Annotated in this window: 31 protein-coding genes; 16 read left to right on the top strand and 15 right to left on the bottom strand. The window is 68.2% G+C overall.

The genetic code is table 11. The annotated features are described in order from the left end of the window. The first annotated feature begins 25 nt into the window (after window positions 1–25). Window positions 26–1,144 carry a class I SAM-dependent RNA methyltransferase gene (locus EJV46_RS10295; RefSeq protein WP_131548533.1) on the top strand — a complete coding sequence of 373 codons (1,119 nt, stop codon included), beginning with the start codon at window positions 26–28 and terminating at the stop codon, window positions 1,142–1,144. A gap of 6 nt (window positions 1,145–1,150) precedes the next feature. Here EJV46_RS10295 and EJV46_RS10290 read toward each other — a convergent pair whose 3' ends face one another. Both EJV46_RS10290 and EJV46_RS10285 read right to left on the bottom strand, forming a co-directional pair. Continuing rightward, the gene (locus tag EJV46_RS10290; RefSeq protein ID WP_131548532.1) at window positions 1,151–2,131 is read right to left on the bottom strand and encodes an NADPH:quinone oxidoreductase family protein; all 981 of its coding nucleotides are present in this window, start codon (window positions 2,129–2,131) and stop codon (window positions 1,151–1,153) included. After that, a complete protein-coding gene (locus EJV46_RS10285; protein ID WP_165585462.1) occupies window positions 2,128–3,099 on the bottom strand; it encodes a tripartite tricarboxylate transporter substrate binding protein in 972 nt (323 codons plus the stop codon). Before EJV46_RS10285 ends, EJV46_RS10290 begins: the two co-directional genes overlap by 4 nt. Window positions 3,100–3,418: 319 nt before the next feature. Here EJV46_RS10285 and EJV46_RS10280 point away from each other — a divergent pair, with 319 nt between their 5' ends. Both EJV46_RS10280 and EJV46_RS10275 read left to right on the top strand, forming a co-directional pair. Next, the gene (locus tag EJV46_RS10280; RefSeq protein ID WP_165585461.1) at window positions 3,419–4,537 is read left to right on the top strand and encodes a CaiB/BaiF CoA-transferase family protein; all 1,119 of its coding nucleotides are present in this window, start codon (window positions 3,419–3,421) and stop codon (window positions 4,535–4,537) included. Between the two features lie 2 nt (window positions 4,538–4,539). Continuing rightward, a complete protein-coding gene (locus EJV46_RS10275) occupies window positions 4,540–5,883 on the top strand; it encodes a tetratricopeptide repeat protein (RefSeq protein WP_131548529.1) in 1,344 nt (447 codons plus the stop codon). Between the two features lie 8 nt (window positions 5,884–5,891). On the opposite strand, the gene EJV46_RS10270 is transcribed toward EJV46_RS10275, so the two are convergent. Then, window positions 5,892–6,830, bottom strand: a complete 939-nt coding sequence (locus tag EJV46_RS10270; RefSeq protein WP_131548528.1) for a hypothetical protein — start codon at window positions 6,828–6,830, stop codon at window positions 5,892–5,894. A gap of 7 nt (window positions 6,831–6,837) precedes the next feature. Continuing rightward, on the bottom strand, window positions 6,838–7,608 hold the full coding sequence (locus EJV46_RS10265; RefSeq protein WP_131548527.1) for an SDR family oxidoreductase: 771 nt from the start codon (window positions 7,606–7,608) through the stop codon (window positions 6,838–6,840). Window positions 7,609–7,844: 236 nt separating this feature from the next. On the opposite strand from EJV46_RS10265, the gene EJV46_RS10260 reads away from it, so the two are divergent. The 12 genes from EJV46_RS10260 to EJV46_RS10200 all read left to right on the top strand — a co-directional run bounded on the left by EJV46_RS10260 (window position 7,845) and on the right by EJV46_RS10200 (window position 18,584). After that, complete coding sequence (locus tag EJV46_RS10260; protein WP_240782500.1) at window positions 7,845–8,153, top strand: DVU3141 family protein; 309 nt, start codon at window positions 7,845–7,847, stop codon at window positions 8,151–8,153. Beyond that, a complete protein-coding gene (locus tag EJV46_RS10255; RefSeq protein ID WP_131548525.1) occupies window positions 8,154–8,966 on the top strand; it encodes an ABC transporter permease in 813 nt (270 codons plus the stop codon). A gap of 6 nt (window positions 8,967–8,972) precedes the next feature. After that, window positions 8,973–9,620 (top strand): ABC transporter ATP-binding protein, encoded by a 648-nt coding sequence (locus EJV46_RS10250; RefSeq protein WP_131548524.1) that lies wholly within the window; start codon window positions 8,973–8,975, stop codon window positions 9,618–9,620. Next, window positions 9,577–10,860, top strand: a complete 1,284-nt coding sequence (locus EJV46_RS10245; protein WP_131548523.1) for a capsule biosynthesis protein — start codon at window positions 9,577–9,579, stop codon at window positions 10,858–10,860. The genes EJV46_RS10250 and EJV46_RS10245 overlap by 44 nt, the downstream gene beginning before the upstream one ends. Further along, window positions 10,850–12,631: a polysaccharide biosynthesis/export family protein gene (locus tag EJV46_RS10240; RefSeq protein WP_240782499.1), complete on the top strand. Its 1,782-nt coding sequence runs from the start codon at window positions 10,850–10,852 to the stop codon at window positions 12,629–12,631. The genes EJV46_RS10245 and EJV46_RS10240 overlap by 11 nt, the downstream gene beginning before the upstream one ends. 42 nt (window positions 12,632–12,673) lie before the next feature. After that, entirely contained in the window at window positions 12,674–12,976 is a 303-nt protein-coding gene (locus EJV46_RS23420; RefSeq protein ID WP_131548522.1) for an SH3-like domain-containing protein, read from the top strand. Further along, window positions 12,973–13,284: an SH3-like domain-containing protein gene (locus tag EJV46_RS23415; RefSeq protein ID WP_255466017.1), complete on the top strand. Its 312-nt coding sequence runs from the start codon at window positions 12,973–12,975 to the stop codon at window positions 13,282–13,284. The genes EJV46_RS23420 and EJV46_RS23415 overlap by 4 nt, the downstream gene beginning before the upstream one ends. Continuing rightward, entirely contained in the window at window positions 13,284–13,892 is a 609-nt protein-coding gene (locus tag EJV46_RS10225) for a nitrile hydratase subunit alpha (RefSeq protein WP_131548520.1), read from the top strand. Before EJV46_RS23415 ends, EJV46_RS10225 begins: the two co-directional genes overlap by 1 nt. A gap of 171 nt (window positions 13,893–14,063) precedes the next feature. Further along, window positions 14,064–15,398 (top strand): MFS transporter, encoded by a 1,335-nt coding sequence (locus EJV46_RS10220; protein ID WP_131548519.1) that lies wholly within the window; start codon window positions 14,064–14,066, stop codon window positions 15,396–15,398. A 111-nt stretch (window positions 15,399–15,509) separates the two neighbouring features. Further along, window positions 15,510–16,442 carry an IS1595 family transposase gene (locus EJV46_RS10215; protein ID WP_131548518.1) on the top strand — a complete coding sequence of 311 codons (933 nt, stop codon included), beginning with the start codon at window positions 15,510–15,512 and terminating at the stop codon, window positions 16,440–16,442. A gap of 63 nt (window positions 16,443–16,505) precedes the next feature. Next, window positions 16,506–18,068 (top strand): ATP-binding protein, encoded by a 1,563-nt coding sequence (locus EJV46_RS10210; RefSeq protein WP_131548517.1) that lies wholly within the window; start codon window positions 16,506–16,508, stop codon window positions 18,066–18,068. A gap of 198 nt (window positions 18,069–18,266) precedes the next feature. Then, the gene (locus tag EJV46_RS10200) at window positions 18,267–18,584 is read left to right on the top strand and encodes a hypothetical protein (RefSeq protein WP_131548515.1); all 318 of its coding nucleotides are present in this window, start codon (window positions 18,267–18,269) and stop codon (window positions 18,582–18,584) included. Here the strand turns inward: EJV46_RS10200 and EJV46_RS10195 are convergent. The 10 genes from EJV46_RS10195 to EJV46_RS10155 all read right to left on the bottom strand — a co-directional run bounded on the left by EJV46_RS10195 (window position 18,566) and on the right by EJV46_RS10155 (window position 24,886). Then, window positions 18,566–19,168, bottom strand: a complete 603-nt coding sequence (locus EJV46_RS10195) for a hypothetical protein (protein ID WP_131548514.1) — start codon at window positions 19,166–19,168, stop codon at window positions 18,566–18,568. The two genes, EJV46_RS10200 and EJV46_RS10195, sit on opposite strands and share 19 nt — an antisense overlap. 180 nt (window positions 19,169–19,348) lie before the next feature. Then, entirely contained in the window at window positions 19,349–19,984 is a 636-nt protein-coding gene (ureG, locus tag EJV46_RS10190; RefSeq protein ID WP_131548513.1) for an urease accessory protein UreG, read from the bottom strand. Then, on the bottom strand, window positions 19,981–20,742 hold the full coding sequence (locus EJV46_RS10185) for an urease accessory protein UreF (RefSeq protein ID WP_240782498.1): 762 nt from the start codon (window positions 20,740–20,742) through the stop codon (window positions 19,981–19,983). Before EJV46_RS10185 ends, ureG begins: the two co-directional genes overlap by 4 nt. Then, window positions 20,645–21,211 carry an urease accessory protein UreE gene (locus EJV46_RS10180; protein ID WP_131548512.1) on the bottom strand — a complete coding sequence of 189 codons (567 nt, stop codon included), beginning with the start codon at window positions 21,209–21,211 and terminating at the stop codon, window positions 20,645–20,647. The genes EJV46_RS10185 and EJV46_RS10180 overlap by 98 nt, the downstream gene beginning before the upstream one ends. Before the next feature lie 12 nt (window positions 21,212–21,223). Then, entirely contained in the window at window positions 21,224–22,933 is a 1,710-nt protein-coding gene (ureC, locus tag EJV46_RS10175; protein WP_165585459.1) for an urease subunit alpha, read from the bottom strand. Then, window positions 22,933–23,109 (bottom strand): hypothetical protein, encoded by a 177-nt coding sequence (locus tag EJV46_RS22780; protein ID WP_165585458.1) that lies wholly within the window; start codon window positions 23,107–23,109, stop codon window positions 22,933–22,935. Before EJV46_RS22780 ends, ureC begins: the two co-directional genes overlap by 1 nt. Then, window positions 23,109–23,414 (bottom strand): urease subunit beta, encoded by a 306-nt coding sequence (locus EJV46_RS10170; protein ID WP_131548510.1) that lies wholly within the window; start codon window positions 23,412–23,414, stop codon window positions 23,109–23,111. Before EJV46_RS10170 ends, EJV46_RS22780 begins: the two co-directional genes overlap by 1 nt. Before the next feature lie 9 nt (window positions 23,415–23,423). Further along, a complete protein-coding gene (locus tag EJV46_RS10165; RefSeq protein ID WP_131548509.1) occupies window positions 23,424–23,726 on the bottom strand; it encodes an urease subunit gamma in 303 nt (100 codons plus the stop codon). A 24-nt stretch (window positions 23,727–23,750) separates the two neighbouring features. Further along, on the bottom strand, window positions 23,751–24,572 hold the full coding sequence (locus EJV46_RS10160; RefSeq protein ID WP_131548508.1) for an urease accessory protein UreD: 822 nt from the start codon (window positions 24,570–24,572) through the stop codon (window positions 23,751–23,753). A gap of 65 nt (window positions 24,573–24,637) precedes the next feature. Continuing rightward, window positions 24,638–24,886 (bottom strand): hypothetical protein, encoded by a 249-nt coding sequence (locus EJV46_RS10155; protein WP_206020761.1) that lies wholly within the window; start codon window positions 24,884–24,886, stop codon window positions 24,638–24,640. Window positions 24,887–24,929: 43 nt separating this feature from the next. On the opposite strand from EJV46_RS10155, the gene EJV46_RS10150 reads away from it, so the two are divergent. Further along, window positions 24,930–25,766 carry a peptidase gene (locus EJV46_RS10150; RefSeq protein WP_131548507.1) on the top strand — a complete coding sequence of 279 codons (837 nt, stop codon included), beginning with the start codon at window positions 24,930–24,932 and terminating at the stop codon, window positions 25,764–25,766. Here EJV46_RS10150 and EJV46_RS10145 read toward each other — a convergent pair. Further along, on the bottom strand, window positions 25,763–26,092 hold the full coding sequence (locus EJV46_RS10145; RefSeq protein WP_131548506.1) for a hypothetical protein: 330 nt from the start codon (window positions 26,090–26,092) through the stop codon (window positions 25,763–25,765). The genes EJV46_RS10150 and EJV46_RS10145 overlap by 4 nt on opposite strands. Between the last annotated feature and the right edge of the window lie 40 nt (window positions 26,093–26,132).

Here is a 26,132-nt window from a genome sequence, read left to right as displayed (position 1 = left end):
TCTCCGGGGGTGATAGGCACGGGCGATGCTTCGCCCCACCGCCAGTTTCGAGATCTTCCTCGCCGCCCTTCCGGGCCTTGAGCCCGCCCTCTTCGCCGAGGTGCGGGGCAAGGGCTTCAAGCTGGCCAAGGCGGTGCCCGGCGGCGTCACCATCCGGGGCGGCTGGCCGGAGGTCTGGCGGGCGAATCTCTGGATCCGGGGCGCCGGGCGGGTGCTGGCGCGCATCGACAGCTTCCGCGTCCAGCATCTGCGGGAGCTCGATGCCCGCGCGCGCCACGTGCCCTGGGCGGAGGTGCTGCGCCCGGACGTGCCCTTCCGGGTCGAGGCCAGCTGCTCCGCCTCGCGCATCTATCATTCGGGCGCGGCGGCCGAGCGCATCGTGACCGCCATCAAGAAGACCGTCGGCGCGCCGCATGTGGAGGAGGCCGAGGTCACGGTCATGGTCCGGATCGACCACGATGTCTGCACCATCAGCCTCGATACCTCGGGCGAGCCGCTGCACAAGCGCGGCTACAAGGAGGCGGTGAACCGGGCGCCGATGCGCGAGACCATGGCCGCGCTCTTCCTGCAGCAATGCGGCTTCGACGGCACGGAGCCCGTGCTCGACCCGATGTGCGGGTCCGGCACGTTCGTCATCGAGGCGGCCGAGATCGCAAGCCGGCTCAATCCCGGCCGGTTCCGCCATTTCGCCTTCGAGCAGCTCGCGAATTTCGATCCCGAGGCCTGGCAGACCATGCGCGAGGTGAAGAGCCGGCGCGTCCCCGCGGCACGGTTCCATGGCAGCGACCGCGATGCCGGGGCGATCGAGATGTGTCGCGCGAATGCGGAGCGCGCGGGCGTGACGGATTGCACGGAGTTCCGGCAGGCCACGATCAGCGAGATCGTCCCGCCGGAAGGGCCCCCGGGCCTGGTGATCGTCAATCCGCCCTATGGCTCGCGGATCGGGGACAAGCAGAAGCTGGCCGCCCTGTACAACGCCCTCGGCCAGAGGCTGACGAGCCACTTCACCGGCTGGCGCGTCGGCCTGATCGCCAGCGATCCGTCCCTGGCGCGCGCGACCCGGCTGCCCTTCCTGCCGACCGAGCCGCCGGTCCCGCATGGCGGGCTGCGCGTGACGCTGTTCCGCACGCAGCCGCTGGCCTGATCCCGCTCAGGGCACCAGCACGACGCGTCCGGCCGAGCGCCGCTCGCGCACCTCGGCCATGGCTTCGCGGAACTGCGTCAGCGGATAGCTCGCATGCACCTCGGGCCGCAGCTTGCCGGCGGCCCACCAGCTCATGAGCTGGTCCCAAAGAGCGCGGGCGCGGGGCGCATGGACCTCGCGGTTATCTCCCGGCGACCAGCCGACATAGGTGCCCCAGTTCAGCCCCGCGACGGCGATGTTCTTCAGCAGCAGGATATTCGCCGGCACGGTCGGGATGCCGCCGGCGGCATAGCCCACCGTCACCAGCGTGCCGCCGTCGCCCAGGCAGCGCAGCGAATCGTCAAAGATGTCGCCGCCCAGCGTGTCGAGCACGCAAGACACGCCCGCGCCGCCCGTGATCTCGCGCACCTGCTCGCGGAAGGGCGCGGCGCTGTCGAGCACCGCATCCGCGCCGCGTGCATGCAGCATCGCATGCTTGGCGGCGCCCGCGCGGGCGATGACGCGCCCGCCCAGCGCCTTCACGATCTCGACGCCCGCGAGGCCCACGCCCCCCGCCGCGCCATGCACCAGCACCCAGTCACCCGCCTTGACATGGCCGCGCCACAGGAGCGCCGAGCCCGCGGTCGGATAGCTGATCGGGAAGGCCACCGCCGGCGCCAGCGGCAGCCCGTCCGGAATGGGCGTGACATGGATCGCATCGGCCACGGCCTCCTCCGCGAAGCCACCCCAGTCCAGCACGGCGAAGACGCGCGTTCCCTTGGGCAGCGGCCCGTCCAGCACCGTGCCCGCGACCTCGGTACCGGGCACGAAGGGCAGGGGCGGCTTGCGCTGGTACTTCCCGGCCACGACGAGCTGCACGGCGAAGGAGACGCCTACGGCCTCGACCTTGATGCGCACCGCGCCGGGCCGCATCGGCGGCGGTGGGATGTCCTTGATCTCGAGTTCGTCGAAGCCCCGCCAGGACTCGCAGACCAGAGCGCGCATCATTCCCCCTTGATCTCGGCGTCGCGGACGAGCCGGCCGAAGCGCTCGTACTCGCTCGCCGAAAACCGGGAAAAGTCGGCCGGCGTGCTGGCGATCGGATCGGCGCCCATCGAGGCGAAGCGGGCCCGCGCATCCTCGCGTCGGCAGACCCGCGCCACCGCCTGCTGCATGCGCGCGGCGATGGCCGGCGGCAGGTTCTTCGGCCCCCACATGGCGTACCAGGTGGTCATCTCGTAGCCCGGCACGCCGGCCTCGGCGATGGTCGGCAGATCCGGATGGCCCGGCAGCCGCTGCGTCGTCGTCACCGCGATGGCGCGCAGCCGGCCGGAGCGGACATGCTCGGCCGAGGAGGCCAGGCTGTCGAACATGACCTGCACCGTGCCGCCCAGCAGATCCTGCAGGGCCGGGCCCGAGCCGCGATAGGGAATGTGGGTCAGGTCGGTCCGCGTCATGAGCTTGAACAGCTCCCCCGCCAGGTGCGGCGCGCCGCCGATGGAGGAGGAGGCGTAGGAGATGCGCCCCGGCTGCGCCTTCGCCAGGTCGATCAGGTCCTGCACGCTGCGCACCGGCACGGCATCGTTGACGACGAGGATGAGCGGCACCTTCACGATCTCGGTGACGGGCGTGAAATCGGCCAGCGCGTCGAAGGGCAGGCCGCGCATGAGATGCGGCGTGATGACATGCGCCGAGGCGTTCACCAGGACGGTCGCGCCGTCGGGCGCGGCCCGGGAGGCCTCGCCCGCGCCGATGGAGCCGCCGGCGCCCGCCCGGTTCTCGACCACGAAGGGCGAGCCGAGCTCGGCCTGGAGGCCCGCCGCCGTCACGCGGCCCACGATGTCGGTCGGCCCGCCCGGCGGATAGGGGACGATCACGCGCACGGGGCGTCCCGGCCAGTCCTGCGCCCGGACGGGTGCGGCAATGGCGGGCGCGGCGAGGGCGGCGCCCAGCAGGGCGCGGCGGGTGGCGGTCATGGACGTTCCTTCGTGGTTGCGCCGATGATAGCGCAACCGCCGGGTCCGGCCATCTGGGCTCAGCCGGGGAGGGTCTCGGTCTGGCCGGGGCCCGGCCGGACCCTGTCGAAGAGCAGCTTCGGCGGGTGCCGGATCCGTGCCTCGGAGAGCTTCGCGTGCAGCGCACATAGGTCTCGCCGGAATTGGCGATCAAGGCGCCCATGCCGGCGCCAGCTGCCGACGAGGATGCAGCCGTCCATGGATGCGGCGCCCACGAAAAGCAGGTGGCCTTCGCCCGGCCGTGATTTTCCGCGATGATGCCGGCGACCAGGAGGAAGCGATGCTGAAGCCCTACGAGGGACTGTTCGTTCTCGACGCCGCGCAGGGCATCGCGGGCCCTTATTGCGGGATGCTGCTGGCGCAATGCGGCGCCGATGTCGTGAAGCTGGAGCCGCCCAAGGGCGACTGGTCGCGCGGGCTGAGCACGCGGGCCGAGAGCCACAGCGTCATGCACACCGCCTTCAACCGCGGCAAGCGCGCCATCGTGCTGGACCTGGCGGACGAGGGCGATCGCGCGAAGTCGGCGAGGCTGGCGGCCAAGGCCGACGTGCTGATCGAGGCGTTCCGGCCCGGGGTGGCGCGCCGCATCGGCCTGGGCCCCGAGAGCGCCAAGGCCGACGCGGTCTGCATCTCCGTCTCCGGCTTCGGCCAGCAGGGCCCACACAGCGAGCGTCCCTGCACCGACAGCGTGGCGCAGGCCTATTGCGGCGTAGTCGCGATCAATCCGGGCATGGATGGGCTGCCGCATCGCGTGGGCACGCAGATCGTGGACGTCTTCACCGGCCTTTCCGCCTTCGCCGCCTGCCAGGCCGCCTTGGCCGAGCAGGCGCGCGACCGCGCTTCCGGCGCGCCGCCCAGGCGGCGGCACCTCGACATCTCCCTGATGCAGGGCGCGGCCTCGATGCTGGTGCTGCCCATCGCGGAATCCGGCCTGCTCGGCCGCATGCCGGACGAGGTGAACACCCCGGCCGGAGCCTATCCGGCGAAGGACGGCGTCTCGGTCATGTTCGCCCTGGTGCGCGAGCAGGAATGGGTGACGCTCTGCGACGTGATCGGCCGGCCCGACCTGCCGCAGGACCCGCGCTTCAGCGATTTCCCCACGCGTTTCGCCAACAAGCCGGCGCTGGTCGCCATTCTGCGCGAGGTGTTCCTCACCAAGACCTCGTCGGAATGGCTCGGGCTGATGCAGGCCGCGCGGCTGCTCTGCGACCGGGTGAACACCCCGCTCGAATACCTGGCCGAGCCCCATGTCCAGGCGATCCGCGCCGCGCCCCTGCTGGACCAGCCGGGCCTCGGGCCGCTGCCCTTCCCCGCGATCCCGGGCCTCGGCGCCTGGGAGCCACCGGCGCCCGCGCTCGGGCAGGACACCGCCGCCATCCTCGCCGAATTCGGAGTCTGACCATGGCCCATGACGCCCAGGGCAACCGCGCGAGCTTCGCCTCCGAGGAGGCCGCGCGCGCCTTCGACCACACGATCGAGGGCTTCCTGAAGTACCGCGCCGACACGCCGCTGCGCCTCAAGGCCGCGCTGAAGCTCGACGGCGAGGCGCCGATGCTGCACGCCATGAAGGCGGCCTTCGCCATGCTGGCCTACAAGTCGGCCCATGTGCCCGCCGCGAGGGCCGCGCTGGACGTGGCCCGAGGCTTCGGAGGGAATCCGCGCGAGCAGATGCACATGGCCGCGCTCGGCGCCTGGGCCGAGGGCGGGCAGGACCGCGCCATCGCCATCTGGGAGCATCTGCTCGCCGAGCATCCGCGCGACATCCTCGCCTTCCGCCTGCACCACTTCGCCGCCTTCTGGATGGGCAAGGCGCCGGAGATGATGGCCTCGGTCGAACGCGCCCTGCCGCATTGGGACGGCGAGGTGCCGGGCTACGGCTCGCTGCTCGCCTGCCGGGCCTTCGCGCATGAGGAATGCGGCAGCCTCGTCGTCGCCGAGGCCGCCGGCCGCGAGGCCATCCGCCGCGACCCGGCCGATCTCTGGGCCGCGCATGCCGTGGCGCATGTGCTGGAGATGCAGGGCCGCCGCGCCGAGGGGATCGGCTGGATCACCGGGCTCTCGCAGAATTTCGACGGCGGCAACAACCTGCTGCACCACCTCTCCTGGCACCAGGCCATGTTCCACATGGAGCGCGGCGAGTTCGACGAGGTGCTGCGCCTCTACGACACCGGCTTCCGCGACCTGGACAGCCCGATCACGCAGATGCAGCCGGACCTCTACATCGACTGCCAGAACGCCGCCTCCATGCTGTTCCGGCTGGAGCGCCAGGGCGTGAAGGTGGGCGAGCGCTGGCGGGAGCTGGCGGAGAAGGCCGAGGCGCGGATCGGCGACTGCCTCTCCGCCTTCACCCTGCCGCACTGGATGATGGCGCTGACCGCCGACGGCCGCTTCGACGCCGCCGAGCGCATGCTGGAGGCGATGCGCGACTACGGCCGCGCCAATGCCGGCGAGAACGCCCGAATCGTGCGCGACGCGGCGCTGCCCTGCTGCGAGGCGCTGCTGCTCCGGGCCCGCGGCCAGCCTGCCGAGGCGGTGCGGGCCATGCGCCCCGCCATCGGGGGGCTCTACGAGCTCGGCGGCAGCCATGCCCAGCAGGACGTGCTGGAGCAGCTCTTCCTCGACTGCGCGATCGAGGCCGGGATGGCCCCGGACGCGCAGATGCTGCTGGAGCGCGTGGCAGGCCGCTGGCCGACGCCGCCCGAGCGGCGCGTGGGCTATGCCAAGGCGGCGCGGGCGTACCGTTAGGCTCGCACTCAGTCCCTGCTCCTTATCATAACACGCCGCGCAAACGCCGCTGCTTTCTCGTACCAGAGAAGCGCTGCCTTAATGAATCGGCCGCGCTCTGGCAGGTCAGGCGTTGCCGCCGCCTTGGCACACAGACTAATGGTGTGGCGTGTGCTCGTCGCTTGGTCGAGAGACCGCTTTTCCAACAGAATCGCGCCTTCGAGCTCTTTACCGCTCGAACGGGGGCTGAGCTTCGGGTGCCAGGAAAGGGACTTGCCCCCACGCTCGACCAGACCGGAGGCACGATCGCGGAGTTCGACGTCGGCATCGAGTAAGAAGAATGCGCGGGGGGAATAAGCTCCTGCACGCACCGCATCCACCTCGGCGAAGCCGACGGCCCGGAGTCGCGCTCCCCAATGATCGAGCTCGACCGCGTGCCCGCCGGGCCTTCTGGTTTGATGGTGATAAGAGATGAGGGTTCGTCCAGGTCGGCGCAACGACCGGAGTTCAGAAAGTGCAACGCTTTTTCCCGACAAGGGAGCGCCGAGATCGAAATTCTTCGTTTCCAGTCCATTGTCTGGATCGAGAAAAAGAAGATCGCAATCCTCAAGGGTATGCTGCAGTCGTTCGAACCACGCCAAGCGCGCTTCTCTCCGCTGGGCGCGCGAACCCACGGTAGGCATCGGCTCGCTGAAGAATCTGGCGCCCGGCAGTAGCGCTTCGTGTTCTAGCGCAGCTACTTGGCGCATCCCGGATGCAACGACAGCCTTGAGATGATCGAACAGAGGCGGGTCCAAACTGCGCCAGAGCAAGGGCTGATCGAGATAGCTGATGTGTCGGCCGTCCGAGTTGTGATTCTCGTCTGGATACAGCCACCACGCCACACCCAGCGATCGGTCGGGAAGGAGCGTGCGGAGCAACGCTAGCTTCATATAGTCTCCGATGTCGCCGACGTAGCGGTTCTGCATAATGCCCCTAGTCCGCGATCGTGAAGCGGAAGCGGCGGGTCGCGCCATCCGCCCACCGCGCCGGCAGCAGCTCCAGCAGCCGGAGCGGCCAGCCCATCCGGCGCGGGACGATGGCCCGCCCGCGACCGGCCTCGATGGCCTGGACCAGCCGTTCCGCCATCGCCTCCGCGCTCAGCTCGAAGGGATGGCGGCCGCTGAACCGCCGGCTCATGTCGCTCGCGAAGAAGCCGGGGGCGCAGACCGTGACGCCCACGCCCTCCGGCGCGAGCCGGGCCCGCAGGCTCTCGCCATAGGCCCAGAGCCCGGCCTTGGAAGCGCAATAGGCCGGGCTGTCCGGCAGGCCGCGGAAGCCGGCCACCGAGGCGATGAAGGCCAGCCGCCCCCCGCGCCGGGCGACGAAGCGCGGCAGCAGCGGCGCCATGGTGTTCACGGCGCCCAGCAGGTTCACCCCCAGCACGCGGTCGGCGCCCGCCCAGTCCTCCAGCCCGCCGCCGGACGGCGTGCCGCCGGTCACGCCGGCATTGGCGATGGCAAGGTCGAACGGCGCGGCATCGTCCCAGGCGAGGAGCTGCGCGGCCAGGGGCGCGGCATCGCGCACGTCGAGCGCGGCGGTCTCGGCGAGGGCGCCCCTGGCGGCGCAGGCGGCGGCCGTGGCGGCCAGGGCCGCCGCGTCGCGCGCCACCAGGCGCAGGCGCACCCCGGGGCCGGCGAAGCGCCGCGCCAGGGCGGCGCCGAGACCGCGCGAGGCGCCGGTGACGAGGATCGAGCGGTGCTTCATGGCCGGTCCGGTGAGGTTCTGGTCGGGCTGCGATCCCCGGCACGAAAGCCGGCATTCGGCGGATTTGACAATCGTTTGTTGAGGCGGGGCAGACACGATAGAAGGGCAGCCTGTGGGCGCCGCTCGGACCGCTGCCCGGAGAGTGAAGAGGGATGTCGCCTTTGATGCGTCTGACGCGGATGGTTCTGATCCTCCTCCCCCTGGCTCTGGCCGGGTGCGGAATGGAGATGCCGAGCATGTCCTCCCTCGTGCCGGGCGCCTCCGCCGGCTCCGGCCCCATCGCGGATCCGGCGGCGCAGATGGCGTCCCTGCCGCGCGGCTCCGATGCGCTCGGCGATTTCGCGGCCTCGGCCGCCCCGGGCCAGACCGGGACGGTGAACGGCGAATCGGCGCGCTACACCCGCTCCTACAACGCCGCGAGCGGGCGGGAGTGCCGGGAGATCACGCTCGGCTACGGCGGCAACGAGCGGGTGGCGGTGGCCTGCCGCAGGCCCGACGGCACCTTCGCCGCGTCGCGGCCGCTGCTGCGCGGATCCCTCCGCTAGATGAGTTCCATGCGGTACATCCCGCATGAGGTCGGTTTCTTCCATGCCATCCGGGCGCGCTGCCGGGTCATCGGCGCCCTCATCCTGCGCGAGATCCACACGCGCTTCGGGCGCGAGAACCTCGGCTACATCTGGCTCTTCGTCGAGCCGGCGATGCTGGGCCTGGGCGTGGCCCTCTGGCGGAGCCTGGCCGGGGGCGATTCATCCATGCCCGGGGGCATGAACAAGTTCTCCTTCTTCATCGTGGGCTATATCGTCTTCTATCTCTTCCGCACGCTGGTGAACCGCTCGCCGCACGGGATCGAGGCCAACTTCCAGCTCTTCTACCACTCGAAGGTCACGATCGAGGCCGTCATGCTGGCCCGCAGCCTGCTGGACACCGCCGCGGTGATGGTGTGCGCGGCCGTCTTTTGCGTGTTGATCGGCCTCTTCGAGACCGAGTGGCCATCGGATCCGCTGCAGATGGCCGCGGGCATCCTGATGATGCTCGGCCTGGCGCATGGCCTGAGCCTGCTCATCCTCTCGACGACGGCGATGGGATCGCAGCTGGTGGACCGGCTCGTCCATCCCTTCACCTATCTGATGTTACCATTCTCTGGCATGTTCTATATGGTCTGGTGGATGCCGGGCGCTTATCAGGAAGTGCTGTTGTGGATCCCGCTGGTCCACGTCATGGAATTCATGCGCGAGGGGCAATTCGGCTTGGGCGTGCCTTACAACTACGACATCGGCTACATCCTGACCTGGATCTTCTGTGTGAACTTCCTGGGGCTCTGCGCCCTCAAGGCGGCCAAGCCGCATCTCGAGGTATGATCCGCGATGCTGGAGCTGAGCGGCGTCCGCAAGAGCTTCAAGCGGAACGGCATCACCCGCGAGGTGCTGAAGGGGATCGACGCGACCTTCTGGCCGGGGGACGCGGTGGGCATCCTCGGGCGGAACGGGTCGGGCAAGAGCACCCTCATCCGGATCATGGCCGGGGTGGAGCACCCCACCTCCGGCAGCGTCCGGCGGCGGATGAGCATCTCCTGGCCGATGGGCTACGACGGCGCGGTGCACAGCGCGCTCTCGGGCGCGGACAACGCCCGCTTCATCGCGCGGCTCTACGACCGGCGCATCGACTGGGTGGAAAGCTTCGTCCAGGAATATTCCGAGATCGGCGAGCAGTTCCGCCAGCCCGTGAAGACCTATTCGGCCGGCATGCGGGCGCGCCTCATCTTCGCGCTCTCCATGGCGGTGGACTTCGACTGCTATCTGATCGACGAGGTGATCGCCGCCGGCGATGCCCGCTTCGCGGAGCGGTGCCGGCAGTCGCTGCTCTCGCGCCGCGGCCGGAGCGCGCTGATCCTGGTGTCCCACCAGGTCGAGACGGTGCGCGCGCTCTGCACGCATGCGGCGATTCTGAGCGATGGAAGGCTGAAATTCCATGAAGATCTGGACCAGGCTTTCGCCGAATACAAGCTCCTCTAGCCGGACCGTCGCCGCGCCGGGCGCGTCGCCCGCGGCCGCGCCCGCCTCCTCCCTCGCCCATGTGCGGGAGAAGGCGCTGCGCGAGCGCTCGCCGGAGCGGCCGCTGCTGGGCTCGATCGGCGACGGGATGCGCCGCCGCCGCACGCTCGGCGACTGGCTGCGGGAGCATCCCTATACCTGCTGGGTGCTGTTCCCGACCCTGCTGGCCGGGCTCTACCTGTTCCTGGTCGCGAGCCCGCAATACCTGAGCGAGTCCCGCTTCACGGTCCGCTCGCAGATGCCCAGGGCGGCCTCCAACAACGTCGGCGGCGAAATCCTCGGTTCCGCCGGCTTCATCACCTCGCCCGAGAACATCGCCGCGGTGAGGGATTTCCTGCTCTCCTACGATTCCATCCGACGCGTGCGCGAGCAGATCGACCTGCTGGAGGTCTTCCGCCCCTCCTTCGCCGATCCCGTCTTCCGGCTCTGGTGGGCGCAGCCCACCGCGGAACGCCTCCGGATGTACTTCCGCTGGCAGGTCACGGCCGACATCGATGCCTCCACGATGATCACCAACCTTCGCGTCTGGAGCTTCAGGCCGACGGACAGCCAGGAGATCTCGCGCCGGCTGCTGTCGCTGGGCGAGGAGCTGGTGAACGAGATGAACTTCAACATCCGCGAGGAGGCGTTGCGCGCCTCGCGCAACGAGCTCCAGCGCGCCGAGGAGCGGCTGGTGAACGCGCAGACGGCGGTGACCCTGTTCCGGCAGACCTCGCAGTCCCTCGATCCGGGGCAATCGAGCAACATCGCCGTGAGCACCATCGGCCAGCTCGAGGCGGATGCGGCCCGGGCGCGCAGCGAGCTGCAGACTCTGCTGGCCTTCTCGCGGTCCAACAGCCCGCAGGTCCAGAACCTCCGCAACCGGATCGCCGCGCTCGACTCCCAGGCCGTGGAGGAGCGGCGGCGGCTCGCGGCCGCCGGCACGGGCATCACCGAGCAGCTCGCGACCTATACGCGCCTGCAGTCCGAGGTGGAGCTGGCGACGCAGCAGCTCTCCGCCGCGCGGGTGAGCTCCGATCGCGCGGCCGGCGACGCCCAGCGGCAGCAGATCTTCCTGCTGCGGGTGGTCGAGCCCAACCTGGCCGAGCGGTCCCTCTTCCCGCTGCCCTATTGGGCGACGCTCTACGTATTCCTGTCGCTGAGCCTGCTGTATGCTCTGGCTTGGCTGATGCTGGCCGGTATGAGGGAACATGCGCGCTGACACGCTTCTTCGGGCCGCCCTGACGGCCTTTGTCCTGGCAGCCCCTGTCCTGGCAGCCTCCGGCCTGATCGGCGCCAGGGGCGCGCAGGCGCAGAACGTCCTGGGCCTGCGCTCCATGGGGCTGGGCGGCAATACGGCGCCGGCGGTCCCTCCCGCCTCCTCGGGCGGCGGCGCGACGGCATCGACCCCGGGCGATCCCGGCACGAACCGCCTCGGCTCGACCACCGAGGCGGAGGCGGGCGCCACCGTCGTGACGCCCCTCGGCGAGGCCGGCATCCGCACGGCCGGCAGGCCCACGGCCGTCTTCGGCGCGGCGCTCTTCACGCGGGCCGCGGACACGACCTCGGAAGCGGTCAACCCGAACTACATCATCGCGCCGGGCGACCGGCTCTCCGTCCGCGTCTGGGGCGCGATGGATTCCGAGGCCACCGGCGTCGTCGATCCCTCGGGCAACTTCTTCATCCCCAATCTCGGCCCGATCGCCCTGGCCGGCACCCGGTCGGGCGACCTGCAATCCCGCGTGCAGGCCGAGGTGGGCCGCGTCTACAACCAGCAGGTCCAGGTCTATTCGGTGCTGCTGTCCACCCAGCGGATCGGCGTCTTCGTGACGGGATTCGTGCGCACGCCGGGCCGCTTCGCCGGGAGCGCTTCGGACAGCGCGCTCGACTTCCTGGTGCGCGCGGGCGGCGTGGATCCCTCGCGCGGCAGCTACCGGGAGATCTGGCTCCTCCGCGGCGGCCGCCAGGTGGTGAATGTCGACCTCTACAACTTCCTGCTGGACGGCCGCCTCCCGGCCATCCGCATGCAGGAGGGCGACACGCTGGTCGTCGGCCGGCAGCGCGCGCTCGTGGGCGCCAGCGGCGCCGTGCGCAACAACTTCCTCTTCGAAGTGCCCAACCGCGTGATGAGCGGGCGGGAGATCATCGAATATGCGCGCCCGCTGCCGAGCGCCACGAACGCGGTCATCCAGGGCAGCCGGGGCGGGCGGCCCTATTCGCGCTACGCGACCCTGGCCGAGCTGCCGGGCATCACGCTCGGCGACCAGGACGTCGTGACCTTCATCACGGACCGGCCCGCGCAGACGGTTCAGGTGTCGGTGGAAGGCAGCCGCATCGGCCCCTCCGTGCTGGTCGTCGACCGGGACGTGCAGCTCTGCGACCTGCTCGACTACATCGCGGTCGATCCGGTCCTCGCGGACACCTCCAGCATCTACCTGCTGCGGCCGAGCGTCGCGGCGCAGCAGACGCGGTCGCTGAACGAGGCGGCCGACCGGCTCGAGCGCGCCCTCTTCCTCACCGTCTCGCCGACCCAGGGCGTGGCCGCCATCCGCTCCGCCGAGGCCAGCATGGTCTCGACCTACCTGCAGCGCGCCCGGCGCATCCAGCCCGAGGGCCGCGTCGTGGTCTTCAGCAACGGCCAGTGCTCCGGCGTCCGCCTCCTGGACGGCGACACCGTCGTCATCCCCGAGCGGCGCGACACCATCCTGGTGGCGGGCGAGATCGGCTCGCCGCGCGCCGTCGTCTGGCGCCCCGGGATGACGGTGGAGCGGCTCGTGAGCGAGGCCGGCGGGCTGACCGCGCGCGGCAGCCTGAGCAACATCATGATCCGCCGGGCTTCGGGCGAGGTGGTGCTCGATCCGAGCGCGCCGCTGCGGCCCGGCGACGAGGTCATCGCCCTGCCGCGGCTGGACGGGCGCTACCTCCAGCTCGCGACGGACATCATGCAGGTGCTGTTCCAGGCGGCCCTGGCGGCGCGCGTCTTCACGAACTGACCGAGGTTGCCCCGACCTGTCCATGCGGCGTAGCCTCGCCGCATGGACACGCCCAACCTCGCGCCCTTCCCGGCGCAGCACGATCTCGGCGGAAACCCCCGCTTCCGCTGCACGCCCGTCGAGACCGACGAGAACGCTCCGCCGGACGATTTCGGCAAGCGGGTGGATGCGCTGCGCGCGGTGCTGCGCGACCGCGGCTTGATCACCACCGACGAGCAGCGCTTCAACATCGAAAGCCTGCCCGAGGCCGAGTATTTCGACCTCACCTATTACGAGAAATGGCTGCGCGCCGTGGCTGCGGTCATGATCGCCAAGGGCGTCGTGTCCTGGGAGGATCTCCAGTGAGCCTCGGCGCCAGAGAGGTCGGCTCGGCGCGCTTCTCGGCGGGCCAGGCCGTGCGCGTGAAGGATTCGAAGCCGGAGCAGGTGGCGCGCCTGCACCTGCGGACCCCGCATTACGCGCGCGGCCGCATCGGCCGCGTGGAGCGCGTGCTGGGCACCTTCCCGAACCCCGAGGACATCGCCTTCAACCGGCCGGCCGAGCCGCGCGTGCTCTACCACGTGCTGTTCGACCAGCCGCCCGTCTGGGGCGAGGGCCAGCAAGGCGACACCCTGCTCATCGAGCTCTTCGAACACTGGCTGGAGGAAGCGTAATGGCCACCCAACCCCCCCGTGCCGAAAGCCTCGCCCTGCTCGACAAGCTGGTGACCGCGCTGAAGCGCCGCGGCATCGTCAGCGAGGAGGAGATCGCCCAGAAGCAGGCCTCCGCCGACCGCGCCAATCCGATGACCGGCGCCCGCATGGTCGCGCGCGCCTGGACCGATCCGGAATGGCGCGCCCTGCTGCTCCGCGACGGCACCGCCGCCGCCGAAGCCATGGGGATCTCCATGCGTGGCAATCCGCCGCTGGGCGTGCTGGAGGACACGGCGAAGGTGCACCACCTCGTCGTCTGCACCCTGTGCAGCTGCTACCCGCGCGCGATCATCGGCTATCCGCCCCACTGGTACAAATCGGCGGCCTACCGCAGCCGCGCCGTGCGCGAGCCGCGCGCCGTGCTGGCCGAGTTCGGCACGGTGCTGCCGGCCGGCATCCAGGTGCGCGTCGTGGACAGCACGGCGGACTTCCGCTGGATGGTCCTGCCGATGCGCCCCGAGGGCACCGAGGGCTGGACCGAGGACCAGCTCACGGCGCTCGTCACGCGCGACCACCTCGTGGGCGTCTCGCTGCCGGATGCCGGCGGAAAGGCCTCGCGCGCCGCGTGATCCGCCGGGCTGAGGCGGCGGCCGTTTCCCCCGGAGGCGTCTCGCGGTGACTTCGGCGCGCGGCGACGCGGCCCGCGCGCCAGGGCGGAAGACCGGATCATGACCCGTGAGCGAACCCGAACCCGTCGTGATCCGGGGTCATGAATTCTCGCAGCGGGGCCAAGGCTTAGAATGTCCGAATCGGCCAGGGCCGAAGCCGATGGTCTGCCGCAGCCGCGCCGGACCTATGCCACGCTCTGCATGGGCGCCGGCATCGCCATCGCGGTGCTTGATGCGAGCATGGTCAATATCGCGCTGCCTTCGGCCGCGCGCTCGCTGGAACTGACGCCGGCCGAGGTGATCTGGGTGGTCAACGCATTCCAGATCACCGTGGTGGGGATGCTGATCCCCTTCTCCTCGCTGGGCGAGATCCTGGGCTTCAGGCGCGTCTGGAGCTTCGGCCTGTCGCTCTTCCTCGTCGGCGCGATCGGCTCCGCGCTGGCGCCGAGCTTCGGCGTGCTGCTGGCGACGCGGGTGGTCCAGGGGTTCGGGGCGGCGGCGGTGATGAGCCTGCTCTCCGCGCTGATCCGTCACAGCCACCCGGCGTCGCATCTGGGCCGGGCCATCGGCAACAATGCGATGGTCGTGGCGCTCTGCTCGGCCGCGGGGCCGTCGATCGGCGCGGCGGTGCTGGCCGTGGCGCCCTGGCCCTTCGTCTTCGCGGCGCATGTGCCGATTGGCATCGCGGCGCTGGTCTTCGGCGTGCGGCACCTGCCCGACGTCCCGCCGCACCGGCGTCCCTTCGATATCCTCTCCGCGGCCCTCAACCTGGCCGCCTTCGGCCTCGCCTTCCTCGGGCTCGACCTGCTGCTGCACCGGCCTTCCGCCGGCGCGATGCTGCTGGTCTCGGGCATCGTCTGCGGCGCGGCGCTGGTCTGGCGGGAGATGTCGCGCCAGACGCCGCTGCTGCCGCTCGACCTCCTGCGCGTCCGGCCGATCCGCCTCGCAGTGGTCGCGTCCAGCTGCATGTTCGCGGTGCATATCCTGGTCGCGATCAACATGCCCTTCCACCTGTCCGCGGCGGGATTCACCCCGGTGCAGATCGGGCTGATCATCACGCCCTACCCGATCGCGATCGGGCTGCTGGCGCCCATCGCCGGGCGGCTGTCGGACCGGCTGCCCTCGGCCATTCCCTGCGCCATCGGGGGCGGGATGCTCGCCTGCGCGATGGTGCTGCTGGCCTTGCTGCCGCCGGAGCGGCCGGAGCTGATCTGCCCGACCCTGCTGCTGGCCGGCATCGGCTTCGGCTTCTTCCAGGCGCCGAACAACCGAGCGATCATCGTGAACGCGCCCCGCGCACGGGCCGGTGGCGCGGGCGGGCTGCAATCCACGGCGCGGGTGCTGGGCCAGGCCTTCGGCGCGACCGTGGCGGCCGCCTGCTTCACCCTGGCGGGGCCTTGGCTGGCCTTTCTCTGCGGCTCGGTGCTGGCGGTGATGTCGGGCGTGGCCAGTCTGTCCAGGCGATGAATGCGAGAGGGCTTCGCCCCCTCGCGCTCCCCCACCAGGGATTACAAATGGCGATTATGCATTTGACAAACACGCCATGACCGCATAGGAATGGGGCAAGGAGAAGCCCCCATGTCCGTCCTTTCCGCCCCCTACTTCCACGATGCCGACGCGGCCCGCGTGGAGCTTGAGCGGACCCTTTGGCCGGCTGGTCCTGTGTGCCCGCGCTGCGCTGGCAAGGAGCGCATCACGGCGGTTAAGGGTGGTCGTGCCGGCCTGTATCGCTGCGGGCCCTGCAAGCGCCAATTCACGGTCACGGTGGGTACGGTTTTCGAGGCGAGCCACGTGCCGCTGAACCTTTGGCTCCAGGCAGTTTTCCTGATGTGCTCCAGCAAGAAGGGCATCAGCAGCCACCAGCTCATGCGCGTGCTGGACGTGCAGTACCGGACCGCTTGGTTCATGAGCCATCGCATTCGCGAGGCGATGCGCTCCGGCGACCTCGCGCCGTTCGGTTCTGGCGGCGGCATCGTTGAAGTGGACGAGACGTTCATCGGCACGGATCGCAGCATCAAGCCGCATGGCGACAAGAAGGTTCGCGGCGTCGGTCATAAGCACAAGGTGCTGTCCCTGGTGGACCGCACCACGGGCCGCAAGCAATCCATGGTGGTGGACAGCCTTAAGGCGACGGACGTTGCCGCGATCCTCAAGGCGAACATCGCGGCCGAGGCGCACATCATGACCGATGAGGCGCCCTACTATCGCGGCATTGGCGCGCATTTCGCGAGCCATGAGTTCACGCGTCACACGGCCGGCGAGTACGTCAGCCGCAGCAATCCGACAATCCACACCAACACGATCGAAGGCGCTTTCTCCATCTTCAAGCGCGGCATGAAGGGCATCTACCAGCACTGCTCCAAGAAGCACCTTCATCGCTACGTGGCGGAGTTCGATTTCCGCTACAGCAACCGCGCGAAGCTGGGTATGGACGATGAGCAGCGCACCGTGACAGCCCTCAAAGGCATCGTTGGGAAGCGCCTGACCTACCGGTCAGCTTATCCGGCGTAAATGAGCCTCGCGTTGCGTTTTAGTGTCAGTCTAAAAGGCGGTTTAGAGTGAGTTGAGAGTGAAATGGCGGAGCAGTTATCCCTTCTCCTGAGGCTGCCTCCCCCGGGGCTCGTCCAGCTGTGGACCTCTGCGCAGATCTTTGAACAGATCGATAGCGATAATATTCATCATTTCATTGAAGACCGCAGAGTCGAGCGAAAAAGCACTAATGTACAAGCGAAGTCTCTGGCAGAATATCTGTCAATGTGGTCGAACACACAGCCTCACGGCGGATTAATTATAGTTGGAATTGACGACCAAGGACGCATCGTTGGCTGTAAAGGTCAGGAAAGTCATTTGAATGATTTGGAGAGTTGCGGCATTATGTGCCCTGACGCCAAATTCGAAACAAAGAAAATCTCCGTCAAAAACTTCCGCGATGAGAATGATTATTTATTGATATTCTATGTGAAATATCATGCTGACAAACTTGTCGAAACAACTGCCGGAAAGGCTTTCATCAGAGAAGGAGATAAGCGCAGCGAATTAAATGAAGTGGTAAAGAGAGAAATCCGCATTGCAAAACGGGAAATTCATCACGAACTTGAAGGCGTTGGCCTTCGATTTCCGGCTGACTTCGATATGCCTGAGGTTCAGAAGTTTTGTAAAATTTTCAGCACGACACGCAAGTTTCAACAGCAAAAATCTATTGCGGAAATTCTAGAGCTAGCAAAGCTGGGAAAGCGCGTTGATAATATCTTTCAGCCTAACTTAGCTTGCGCACTTCTTTTTGGGAATGATCCTAGGGAGATTATCCCCGGCGCGCGCATAAGAGTAATTAAGTACGATGGGACGGAAGAGAAATTCGGCACCGAACTGAACCGTGTATTCTCTGAATATGTTGATGGGAATATAGCTAAAATTCTTTTCCATGCAAAATCTGTCATCGCATCTCAGATGCGATCTTTCCAGCGTTATGACGCGACAGGACGCCTAATTATTCAACAAGAATACCCAGAAGAGGTGTGGTTTGAAGCGATAGTGAATGCCGTTGCGCATCGGTCATATAACCTAAGAACTCAGAATATATTTGTTAAAATCTTCGACGATCATTTTGTAGTTGAAAGTCCCGGTGGTTTTGTGCCGCCTACTACTGCTCAGACAGTTTACGATGCTCATAACCCACGCAATCCATATCTCATGGAAGCGATGATGCATCTAGAATTGACGTTCAATGGTTTCGAAGGAACTCGGCGTATGCGCAATGCTATGCGCGCAGCTGGGCTGCCGGAGCCTCGGTTCAGACAGATTGAAGCTCAAATCCACCAAGTTCACGTTGTATTGGAAAATAATGTCGCCTTTCGACGCTATGATAATACTTCCGAAAATATGTTCGGCATCAGCGCCACTGAATATCATGCCATGTCCGATGAAGAAAAGCAGATTTTGGACTTCCTGGTTGTGGCACCGAATATAAACATTACCACAGCATCCCTCATAACTGGTAGATCTTGGCCAACTGCTCAAAAGTTCGTTCTGGGACTAGTGCACAGAGGAATTCTGGTAATCTCCACCGCGGGGCGGAAAAAGCATGACTCGAAAAAAGGTTACACACTCGCCAAGCGACAGGGCGCCAGCTCAAGTTGAGCGGTTCGCCGAAGCCGCCCGCGCTCTAGGCGCGGACGAGTCCGAAGCCGCGTTCCGTGAGAAGCTGGCCGCGATCGCGCGGCACAAGCCAGAGGGCGAGCCGAAGGCGAAGAAAGGCGAGTAGCCGCGGGATTCTACGTAGATCACAGTTTGGCTGCGGTATGCGAGCGTGCCCCCTCATAACAAGGGGAACGTCACATGGCCGGCAGAATACGTGAAAGAGACCTGATCATCCCGGCTTTACGCGCCGCCGCATCCAGGCCGGGAGGGATGATCACAACCACCGAATTGATCGCAGTCCTGGCCGACGAATTCGCCCCTGACGGGCAGGATGCCGATATCCTGGACGGCAGGCACGATACATATTTCAGTCAGAAGGTGCGGAACCTCGTGTCGCACAAGGCATCGAGCACCAGTATGTTTAATAAGGGCTATGCGGTCCATTCGCCAGGAAACGAGACCATCACGATCACGGACGCTGGTCGGGCATTCTTGGCTCAGGTGCCAGACGAATAGCGCGCCTTGTAGCCGGGTTTGAGCCACTTCATCTCGGTCCTGCCGGGGGCGTCCTTGTCCCATACAAACCACGCGTAGGCTGTGGTGCCGGAGCCCTGCTGAACCGCTCCGGCCGGGTAGAACGTGATCCGCTCGCTGAACACCCAAACCCTAGAAGGCGCCGCATCAGTGAAAATCGTGCGCTGCCGATTGGCTCCTTCAAGGAAGGCTAGGCGCAGCAGCAAAGCAACCTTCTTCTGCGCGGATTTCAGGCCGGCATGCACGAACCCCTCTGCCGCGTTGTAGGGGGGGTTGGTCACTACGTTCGCAGTGCTCCGCGTCGGCGCCAGAAAATCTTGTCCAGGCGTCCCGTAGCCTCGGTCGAACAAGTCCGAGCTGACCACCGGCTGCCCGGTCTGCTCTAGGACTTTCGACATCGCGCCATTGCCGCAGGCGCTTTCCCAAATCTCGCCCTTAAACGCCTCGTTATCAATCAGGGCATAGGTGGCCCATGCTGGCGTCGGGAAGAAGTCCGGACCGTTGAGGTCAGCGAACCGCTTGAGGGTCGGCTTGAGCCCGCCGTTGAGGTTATAGGTCGCATCCATAAGAAAAATATAGCAGAATCAGCAGGTTATGCAAGAAATTCTAAGTGACTCAAATGAATCGGCAATTTGAGCGAATCGGAGCCGATCTGAGCCACCAGACCACCAGTGGGCTTCACCCCCTCAGAACGCCGTGTTTGGGAAGTGCATAATCGCCATTACAAATCCCTGGATCCTATGACTTCAGGCCACCGCGAGCCGCGCTTCCCGTGAGGCCAGCCCACCCTGCTCCAGGATGAAGTCGGCGATCTCGGCCACGCCGAGATCCACCTTCAGATTCGAGAAGATGAAAGGCCGCACGCCGCGCATGCGCCTTGCGTCGCGGTCCATGACGGAGAGATCAGCGCCCACCAGCGGCGCGAGGTCGATCTTGTTGATCGCCAGCATGTCCGAGCGCGTGATGCCGGGCCCGCCCTTGCGCGGGATCTTGTCGCCGGCCGAGACGTCGATGACGTAGATCGTCAGGTCCGCCAGCTCGGGGCTGAAGGTGGCGGCGAGATTGTCGCCGCCACTCTCGATGAAGAGCACCTCGAGGTTCGGGAAGCGCTCCGCCATCTCCTCCACGGCGGCGAGGTTGATGGAGGCGTCCTCGCGGATGGCGGTGTGCGGGCAGCCGCCGGTCTCCACGCCCATGATGCGCTCGGGCTCCAGCGCGCCGGCGCGGGTGAGGAACTCGGCATCCTCCTTGGTGTAGATGTCGTTGGTGATGGCGGCGATGTCGTGCGTGCGGCGGAGCAGCTTGCACAGCCGCTCCACCAGCGCCGTCTTTCCGGAACCGACAGGGCCGCCGACGCCGACGCGGAAGGGACCTGTGCTCATGAGCGGAACAGCCTCGTGTACTGGGTTTCGTGGCGCATGGAGAGCATGTCGAGCAGCGGCACCGCGGTGCCGATGTCGTCGAGGGATGCGCTTTCCGCGATGGTCGCGCATTCCGCGACGATGGGCAAAAGCGCGGCCGTCGCATTCTGCCCGTCGGTCTGGCCGAGCGGGACCAGCCGCACGCCGGCGCTGACGAGATTCGCGCAGAAGCCCTGCAGATAGGCGAGCAACGAAGGGCGCAACGGCATCCCGGCCATCCCCGCCGCCGCGCCGAAGGCCACCGCATGCGCGAGCCGCCCCCGATGGCGCTTCGCGAAGCCGGCGAAGCGCGCATCGGGCCAGGTGGCGGCGGTCACGCTCGCGAAGCTGCCGCCCTGCTGGGTGGATTCGAGCGCCGTCTCGGCCGTGCCGCGCCAGGCGGCGGCAAGCTCGGCGATGTCGTCGAGCGCCGCGTCATCCGGCGCGCGATGCGCCTGGGCGAAGAGAACGGAATCCACATGGCCGGCGCCATGGCGCAGCACCGCCTCGATGTAGCGGAGGAGCGCGTGCCGGTCGGGGATGCGTCCTTCCTCCACCGCCATCTCGATCCCGTGGCTGTAGCTGAAGCCTCCCACCGGATAGGCGGGCGAGGTCCAGGCCATCAGGCGGAAGAGATCGTCGTCAGTCACCAGGGTGATGATGCCCGTGTCCATGCCCATGATCATGGCTGTGATCGTGGCCGTGCCCGTGCCCGTGCCCGTGCCCGTGATCGTGGCCATGCTCGCGGAAATGCTGGTGCGAGCTGCGGTTGTGCTCGCCATAGGCGCCGCCCTCGGGATTGAAGGGCGCGCGGACCTTGGTCACCGTCGCGCCGAGGCCGCGCAGCATGGCCTCGATCACGTGATCCTCGCGGATCAGGATCCGGTCGGCCTGGAGCTCCGCCGGCAAATGCCGGTTGCCGATATGCCAGGCAAGGCGGACGAGATGCGAGGCGCTGCTGGCGCGGACCTCCACCAGCGTCTCCTCCGCCGCGCGGACCAGCACGGCGCGGCCGTCGTCGAGCAGCAGCCCGTCGCCGTCGCGCAGCACCTGCGCCTCGGCAAGGTCGAGCACGAAGGGAATGCCCCCGGCCGTCTCGTAGCGCTTGCGGCGGCGGAAGCGGTCGTCGAAGTCGAGCATGACCTCGGCATCGGCGGTGAAGCTGCCGGCGGGGAGCACCTTCGTGGCGCGTGGGAGGGTGTCGTGCATGGGAACCTCCGCTCAGAACAGGAAATAGCGCTGCGCCATGGGCAGCACCTTGGCAGGCTCGCAGATCAGCAGCTCGCCGTCGGCGCGGACCTCGTAGGTCTCGGCATCGATCTCCATGACGGGCGTGGCGTCGTTCAGGACCATGCCCTTCTTGGTGATGCCGCCGCGCGTGTTGAACACCGGCAGCAGCGGCCGCGTGAGGCCGAGCCTGCGGTCGATCCCGGCCTCGATCGCCGCGACCGAGGTGAAGGTCACGGCGTTGAACAGGTTCGCGCGGCCGAAGGCGCCGAACATCGGGCGATAGTGCACGGGCTGCGGCGTCGGGATGGAGGCGTTCGGGTCGCCCATCGGCGCCATGGCGATGCTGCCGCCCTTCAGCACCATCTCCGGCTTCACGCCGAAGAAGGCGGGGTTCCACAGAACGAGGTCCGCCATCTTGCCGACCTCCACGCTGCCGACATGCGTCGCGATGCCCTGGCTGAGCGCCGGGTTGATCGTGTACTTCGCGATGTAGCGCCGGACGCGGAGATTGTCGTTGTCGCCCGTCTCGCCCGGAAGGCGGCCGCGCTGGACCTTCATCTTATGCGCGGTCTGCCAGGTGCGGATGATCACCTCGCCCACGCGGCCCATGGCCTGGCTGTCGGACGACATCATGCTGATGGCGCCCATGTCGTGCAGGAGGTCCTCGGCGGCGATGGTCTCGCGGCGGATGCGCGATTCGGCGAAGGCCACATCCTCGGCGATGCGCGGGTCCAGGTGATGGCAGACCATGAGCATGTCGAGATGCTCGTCCACCGTGTTCACCGTATAGGGCATGGTGGGGTTGGTGCTGGACGGCAGCACGTTCGCCTCCCCCACCAGGCGCAGGATGTCTGGTGCATGCCCGCCGCCCGCGCCCTCCGTGTGGAAGGCCTGGATGCAGCGGCCGTCGATGGCGCGGATCGTCTCCTCCACGAAGCCGGATTCGTTCAGCGTGTCGGTGTGGATCGCCACCTGGATGTCGAAGCGGTCGGCCACATCGAGGCAGGTGTCGATGGCCTTGGGGGTCGTGCCCCAGTCCTCGTGCAGCTTGAGGCCGGCGGCGCCCGCGCGGATCATCTCCTCCAGCGCGTCGGGCTTGGAGGCATTGCCCTTGCCCAGGAAGCCGAGATTCATCGGGAAGGCCTCGGCCGCCTGCAGCATGCGCCCGAGGTGCCAGGGGCCGGGCGTGGCGGTGGTGGCCAGCGTGCCATGCGCTGGGCCCGTGCCGCCGCCGAACATGGTGGTGACGCCGGAAGCCAGCGCCTCCTCGATCTGCTGCGGGCAGATGAAGTGGATATGCGGGTCGATGCCGCCGGCGGTGAGGATCTTTCCCTCGCCCGCGATGATCTCCGTCCCCGGGCCGATGACGATGTCCACGCCGGGCTGCGTGTCGGGATTGCCGGCCTTGCCGATGGCGGAGATCAGCCCGTCGCGCAGCGCGACATCGGCCTTCACCACGCCCCAGTGGTCGAGAATCAGCGCATTGGTGATGACGGTGTCGGCCGAGCCCTGGGCGCGGGTGAGCTGCGACTGGCCCATGCCGTCGCGGATCACCTTGCCGCCGCCGAATTTTACTTCTTCACCATAGATCGTCAGGTCTTTCTCGACCTCGATGAACAGCTCGGTATCGGCCAGCCGGACCTTGTCGCCGACCGTGGGGCCGTACATGCCGGCATAGGCGGAGCGGGAGAGGCGGGCCATCAGACGCGTCCTGCCGACTGAGGGCGAAGCCCGAAGGCGATCAGCAGGCCGCGCAGCGAATCACCGCGTCCTGCCGACTGAGGGCGAAGCCCGAAGGCGATCAGCAGGCCGCGCAGCGAATCACCGCGTCCTGCCGACTGAGGGCGAAGCCCGAAGGCGATCAGCAGGCCGCGCATCAAAGCTCGCCCTCGATGAGGCCGCGGAAGCCGTGCACCACGCGGCGGCCCAGCAGCGGGATCAGCTTCACCGTCCGCATCTGCCCCGGCTCGAACCGCACCGCCGTGCCGGCCGCGATGTCGAGCCGCTGGCCCCGCGCCGCCTCGCGGTCGAAGGACAGCGCGGCATTGGTCTCGAAGAAGTGGTAGTGGCTGCCGACCTGGATCGGCCGGTCGCCCGTGTTCGCGACCTCCAGCTCCGTCACGGGCTGGCCCGCGTTCAGCTCGATCTCGCCAGGGGCGCAGACGACTTCGCCGGGGATCATCTGGCTGCCCTATCGGATCGGGTTGTGGACGGTGACGAGCTTGGTGCCGTCCGGGAAGGTGGCCTCGACCTGGATGTCGTGGATCATCTCGGCCACGCCCTCCATGACCTGGGCCCGCGAGACGACCTCGCCGCCGGCCGCCATGAGCTCGGCCACGCTGCGGCCGTCCCGCGCGCCCTCCACCACGAAGTCGCTGATGAGCGCGATGGCCTCGGGATGGTTCAGCTTCACGCCGCGCTCCAGCCGCCGCCGCGCCACCTGCGCGGCCATGGCGATGAGCAGCTTGTCTTTCTCGCGGGGCGTCAGTTGCATTGCAGCATCATGGCGCGGGGCACCTCAGCACGTCCACAGTCTTGGCAGGGAGCGTGGCCGGCCCAGCGCCGCCGCACGCATCTCCATGATCGCCGTGGCCATGGCGCCACGCACGCCGCCGGCCGTGCCGAGGAAGCGCAGGAGCAGCAGGCCGGGGCGCACCAGGCTCGCGGCGCCCTGTGTCAGCTCGCGCGCGAGCTCGCGATGGCGCGCGGCGTCTTCCGCGAGCAGCAGGATCGTCCCGAGCGAATCGGCGCCGTCGAGGCCGAAGGGCGCATCCCGCCGGGCCGCTTCGAGCGCCAGCGCATCCGCCCAGACGAGGCGCCCGCCCTGCCGCAGCCGCCAGGAATCGTGAAGGGCGCCGCTCCGCCAGGCCTCGCCACGCGCGATGCGGCCGAGCACGACGGATTCCGCCGCCAGCAGCGTGCCGCCCGCCGCGACCTGGGCGTCCATGGACCGGCGCAGGCGTGCCTCGTCGAAGAGGATGGCCTCCTGCGGCAGGTATTCCAGCGCGGCGCCTTCCGCGACCTTGATCCGCAGGGTGATGCGGGAGTCCTCGCCCAGGCTGCGATAGACCTTCTCCGCCGCGGGCGTGGTCACCAGCGCCCGCGCGCCCTCGCGCAAGGTCACCCGCGCCTCCAGCACGTCGCCGCCCGCCAGCCCGCCGGCGACGTTCACCAGCACGGCCTCCAGGGGCTGGCCCGGATCGGGCGCCGGAAAGAGGATGCGCAGCGGCGCCGCCTGATGCAGCCGCGCCAGGCCTCGCGCCGTCACTTCCAGCGAAGCCGCGCCCATCCCGCGCTGGTGGCGCGCGGGAGCTTTCCCATCCTTGGCCGCATCGCCCATCGGGGGCGAGCCTATGGGACTTGCGCTCCCGTCACGAGGGGGCCGCTCAGGAATCGTGGAACGGGTCAGCTCTTCCGGGCGCGATCGCCCTTGTCGCCCTGGCCGAGCCTGGCGGCCGTCTTCGCCTTCCGCCGCTGGTCGGCGGCCAGGGACCGGCCGACATCCTCCACCTCCTGGAAGCGGCCCTGCTCGTCGCGCCGGACGTAGCGCTTGTCGGCCCCGTATCGATCAGAACTCGCTTGGCGGGCATCGGCATTCTCCTCTCGGTCCGGCGTAACGCGCCGCCGCCGCCTCTGTTCACATTCGAGAAGCATCTGGCCTGTGGCCGGGTCGCTACGTCCATGGCAAGCTTGCCGCATGCTCCTCCACGTCACGCTCGGCGCGCGCCGCTACCGGATCCAACGGCCCTGGGGCGACGTGCCGGCAGGGCCGGGCCGCGTCAGCGACGTGGCGGTGGACGCGGCCGGACGGATCTTCGTGCTCCTGCGCGCGGATTCCTACGACGGCGTGCCGGCGCCGACGGTCGCCGTGCTCGATGCCGAGGGCATGCGGCTCGACCTCTGGGGCGAGGGCGTCATGGACGGCCACATGCTCGCCGCGGCACCGGACGGCAGCATCCATGTGGTCGACCGCGACGCGCACGAGATCACCCGCTTCGCCGCCGACGGGCTGAAGCTCGGCGCGCTCGGCCAGCGGCATTGGGCCGGCGAGCCCTTCAACAGCCCCTGCGACATCTGCTTCGCGCCCGACGGCAGCGCCTTCGTGGGCGACGGCTACGCGGCCTCGCGCGTGCACCGCTTCCGGCCGGACGGCACGCCCGACGGCGGCTGGGGCGAGCCGGGGCGTGGCCCCGGCCAGTTCTGCACGCCGCACGCGGTCTGGATGAACCTGGCCGGCGAGGTCGCGGTCTGCGACCGCGACAACAGCCGGGTCCAGATCTTCACCTCCGGGGGCGGCTTCCTGCGCGAGATCACCGACGTCCACAAGCCGATGGACATCGTCTCCGACGCCGAGGGGAACTGGTGGGTGACGGACCAGGTGCCGCGCCTGTCCGTCTTCTCCCGCGAAGGCGCGCTCCTGTCCCGCGCCCGGGCAGTGCTGAACGGCGCGCACGGCCTGGCCCTGCACCCGGACGGCAGCGTGCTGCTGGCGGAGATGAATCCCTCGCGGCTGACCCGGCTGGTGCCGATCTAGCGGCCGCGCCCTTCGCCGGGGCCGCTGCGTTCCGTCCCGGGAGGATTGCCGCGCGGCGTTCCGGGCCGGGGCATGCCGGTGCCCGATTGCGGTGCCTGTTCGGGGGCCTGCGAAGCCCCCGATCCGGCCTGGCCCGGATGGGAGGTCGATGGGGCGACGCCCGGCGTCGTCGGCACATTGCCGGTGGGCGTGCCGCCGGAGGAGCTGCCCCCCTGCTGGGTGGCCGTGGGCTGGCGGTCGGCATTCTGCGCCTGGGCGCCGCCCGGCGATGCCGCCAGGGCACAGGCGAGGGCGGCCGCGGCGGCCCGGAGGGTGGTGGCGTTCATGTGGTCCTCTCTTCGGTTGGCCTTGCCTGAGGGAACGCGG

The organism is Roseococcus sp. SYP-B2431 (genome assembly GCF_004336745.1).
Classification (GTDB): domain Bacteria; phylum Pseudomonadota; class Alphaproteobacteria; order Acetobacterales; family Acetobacteraceae; genus Roseococcus.
This window is presented reverse-complemented; position numbering and strand designations above follow the sequence as displayed.

What these genes read in the sequence shown, in the direction of transcription:
- EJV46_RS10185 (WP_240782498.1), bottom strand. Translation starts at nt 20,742, where the DNA reads ATGGCCACGATCACGGGCACGGGCACGGGCACGGGCACGGCCACGATC.
- EJV46_RS10200 (WP_131548515.1), top strand. Translation starts at nt 18,267, where the DNA reads ATGGCCGGCAGAATACGTGAAAGAGACCTGATCATCCCGGCTTTACGC.
- EJV46_RS10165 (WP_131548509.1), bottom strand. Translation starts at nt 23,726, where the DNA reads ATGCAACTGACGCCCCGCGAGAAAGACAAGCTGCTCATCGCCATGGCC.
- EJV46_RS10180 (WP_131548512.1), bottom strand. Translation starts at nt 21,211, where the DNA reads ATGCACGACACCCTCCCACGCGCCACGAAGGTGCTCCCCGCCGGCAGC.
- EJV46_RS10150 (WP_131548507.1), top strand. Translation starts at nt 24,930, where the DNA reads ATGCTCCTCCACGTCACGCTCGGCGCGCGCCGCTACCGGATCCAACGG.
- EJV46_RS10160 (WP_131548508.1), bottom strand. Translation starts at nt 24,572, where the DNA reads ATGGGCGATGCGGCCAAGGATGGGAAAGCTCCCGCGCGCCACCAGCGC.
- EJV46_RS10280 (WP_165585461.1), top strand. Translation starts at nt 3,419, where the DNA reads ATGCTGAAGCCCTACGAGGGACTGTTCGTTCTCGACGCCGCGCAGGGC.
- EJV46_RS10265 (WP_131548527.1), bottom strand. Translation starts at nt 7,608, where the DNA reads ATGAAGCACCGCTCGATCCTCGTCACCGGCGCCTCGCGCGGTCTCGGC.
- EJV46_RS10275 (WP_131548529.1), top strand. Translation starts at nt 4,540, where the DNA reads ATGGCCCATGACGCCCAGGGCAACCGCGCGAGCTTCGCCTCCGAGGAG.
- EJV46_RS10290 (WP_131548532.1), bottom strand. Translation starts at nt 2,131, where the DNA reads ATGATGCGCGCTCTGGTCTGCGAGTCCTGGCGGGGCTTCGACGAACTC.
- EJV46_RS10225 (WP_131548520.1), top strand. Translation starts at nt 13,284, where the DNA reads ATGGCCACCCAACCCCCCCGTGCCGAAAGCCTCGCCCTGCTCGACAAG.
- EJV46_RS10215 (WP_131548518.1), top strand. Translation starts at nt 15,510, where the DNA reads ATGTCCGTCCTTTCCGCCCCCTACTTCCACGATGCCGACGCGGCCCGC.
- EJV46_RS22780 (WP_165585458.1), bottom strand. Translation starts at nt 23,109, where the DNA reads ATGCGCGGCCTGCTGATCGCCTTCGGGCTTCGCCCTCAGTCGGCAGGA.
- EJV46_RS10240 (WP_240782499.1), top strand. Translation starts at nt 10,850, where the DNA reads ATGCGCGCTGACACGCTTCTTCGGGCCGCCCTGACGGCCTTTGTCCTG.
- EJV46_RS10285 (WP_165585462.1), bottom strand. Translation starts at nt 3,099, where the DNA reads ATGACCGCCACCCGCCGCGCCCTGCTGGGCGCCGCCCTCGCCGCGCCC.
- EJV46_RS10255 (WP_131548525.1), top strand. Translation starts at nt 8,154, where the DNA reads ATGAGTTCCATGCGGTACATCCCGCATGAGGTCGGTTTCTTCCATGCC.
- EJV46_RS10210 (WP_131548517.1), top strand. Translation starts at nt 16,506, where the DNA reads ATGGCGGAGCAGTTATCCCTTCTCCTGAGGCTGCCTCCCCCGGGGCTC.
- ureC (WP_165585459.1), bottom strand. Translation starts at nt 22,933, where the DNA reads ATGGCCCGCCTCTCCCGCTCCGCCTATGCCGGCATGTACGGCCCCACG.
- EJV46_RS10250 (WP_131548524.1), top strand. Translation starts at nt 8,973, where the DNA reads ATGCTGGAGCTGAGCGGCGTCCGCAAGAGCTTCAAGCGGAACGGCATC.
- EJV46_RS10195 (WP_131548514.1), bottom strand. Translation starts at nt 19,168, where the DNA reads ATGGATGCGACCTATAACCTCAACGGCGGGCTCAAGCCGACCCTCAAG.
- EJV46_RS23420 (WP_131548522.1), top strand. Translation starts at nt 12,674, where the DNA reads ATGGACACGCCCAACCTCGCGCCCTTCCCGGCGCAGCACGATCTCGGC.
- EJV46_RS10245 (WP_131548523.1), top strand. Translation starts at nt 9,577, where the DNA reads ATGAAGATCTGGACCAGGCTTTCGCCGAATACAAGCTCCTCTAGCCGG.
- EJV46_RS10170 (WP_131548510.1), bottom strand. Translation starts at nt 23,414, where the DNA reads ATGATCCCCGGCGAAGTCGTCTGCGCCCCTGGCGAGATCGAGCTGAAC.
- EJV46_RS10295 (WP_131548533.1), top strand. Translation starts at nt 26, where the DNA reads ATGCTTCGCCCCACCGCCAGTTTCGAGATCTTCCTCGCCGCCCTTCCG.
- EJV46_RS10220 (WP_131548519.1), top strand. Translation starts at nt 14,064, where the DNA reads ATGTCCGAATCGGCCAGGGCCGAAGCCGATGGTCTGCCGCAGCCGCGC.
- EJV46_RS10270 (WP_131548528.1), bottom strand. Translation starts at nt 6,830, where the DNA reads ATGCAGAACCGCTACGTCGGCGACATCGGAGACTATATGAAGCTAGCG.
- EJV46_RS10260 (WP_240782500.1), top strand. Translation starts at nt 7,845, where the DNA reads ATGTCCTCCCTCGTGCCGGGCGCCTCCGCCGGCTCCGGCCCCATCGCG.
- EJV46_RS10145 (WP_131548506.1), bottom strand. Translation starts at nt 26,092, where the DNA reads ATGAACGCCACCACCCTCCGGGCCGCCGCGGCCGCCCTCGCCTGTGCC.
- EJV46_RS10155 (WP_206020761.1), bottom strand. Translation starts at nt 24,886, where the DNA reads ATGCTTCTCGAATGTGAACAGAGGCGGCGGCGGCGCGTTACGCCGGAC.
- ureG (WP_131548513.1), bottom strand. Translation starts at nt 19,984, where the DNA reads ATGAGCACAGGTCCCTTCCGCGTCGGCGTCGGCGGCCCTGTCGGTTCC.